1 protein-coding gene is annotated in these 1,577 nt (G+C 58.8%); it reads right to left on the reverse strand.

From position 1 onward, the window contains the following. Positions 1 to 86: 86 nt before the first annotated feature. The coding region (locus AC0QUY_RS42520) for an acyl-CoA dehydrogenase family protein (protein WP_475391721.1) at positions 87 to 1,577 on the reverse strand (1,491 nt) is incomplete at its 5' end.

Consider the following 1,577-nt stretch of genomic DNA (forward strand, 5'->3'; position numbering starts at 1 on the left):
AGTGCTCAGGGACGCCTCGGCTTTCCGAAGCTGCGTCGTCGCGCGCGGCACCACCACGTGGAAAGACGTCCGGCATCCGCTAGATCTCAGACATACTGCACCAATTTGAGGTAATCGTCTGTGAGGACAGGTGAGCGAATGGAACAAGCCGCGTCTTGAAGGAAGGTGGTCAGAGTCCGACTGGCCCGATTGCGGCCTTCGAAAGATTGCCGTGCCGGCGCGCGAGCACGGAGAGTTGCTAATTCGGAACTGACCAGGTCAGCCGCTGCTGCGGCGCAATCTGAGGCAGAGAAGCAACCAGCAGACATGACAGCCTGTGCCAGTCCCAGTGTGGTGAGCCAACCCGCATAGATCAGCGCGGCACCGTCTGTCTCATTGAGCGCAGAGAGTTCCTCAATTGCAGCAGCATGGACTGATGCCGCACCAACTGACCGAAAGAGATCGGCTATCTCGTCACGCGTGGCTTTAGAGAGGAGGCAGCGGCCGAGATGTGATAGGAGCGCCTCAGTCGGACCTTCGAAGATGCGGAGGATGCGAGCGTCTCGATAGATTTTGGCTAAAGGCGTTCCCTCATCGTAACCACGGCCACCTAACAGCTGGACGCATTGATCAGCGACAAGGCCGCACCATTCCGAGGACAAAACCTTCGTTGCCGACGCAAGGTGGACGTTGGGCGCGCCCTGCGCTGAAACAAGTCGGCAGGATGCGACCAGCATCGCCTTCACTACCTCCCGCCGCAGCACCATCTGCCCAAATAACTGCTCGATGTAGCTGTTCTCGATCATGCGCAGTTTACCGAGTCGACGATGGCTTGCATAAGAGGCTGCGACCTGGATAGCGCGCTCAAGCGATCCAAGACCCATAGCAGCCACACCGATACGGCCGCGGTTCATACTAGATGCCGCCGCGCCCCAGCCGTCTTGATCGCGAGAGAGCACGTAAGCACGCGGCACCTCAACATCCTGAAACTCCAGAGTATTCTGAATAATGCCACGTAGACCGAGCGTGCGATGCTCGTGCGTGACCTTCAGGCCTGGAGCCTGCCTGTCAACGAGTACACCAACGAGCCGACCTTTCGCATCGGGACCAGACGCGCGCGCAAAGCAAACGATCCAGCGAGCCCAGTCAGCGAGGCCGATCCAAATCTTGCGGCCAGAGATACGAACTCTGTCTTCGTGCATGAGAGCCGAAGCCTCTATATGCCTCGGGGCAGAGCCAGCTCCAGGCTCCGTCAAAGCGAAAGCGCAGAGATCGCCGCGTGTTGCACCCCAAATGATATGCTTTTGTTCGGGGATGTGCGGTGCCGCTTCGATGCAGGGCAAGGCCAGGAAGTTATGGATGACCAGGGTAGAGGCAGCGGAGACATCGAAGGATGCAGTGGCGGAGATGATGTCGATGGCCTCTTGCAAGGGAAGAGCTAATCCGCCGTGCTCTCCTGGTGTGGTGAGCCCGAACAGTCCATGCCTTGCGAATATGCTGTGTAGGGTCGGAGGGAAGGCTCGGCGGTCATCCGCGTCTGCGAAATTCAGCTGACTGAGGTCAGCGATCAAACTGGAGTATAGTGCAGCTGCACGGCC

The sequence above is a fragment of the Bradyrhizobium sp. WYCCWR15520 genome (assembly GCF_056174665.1).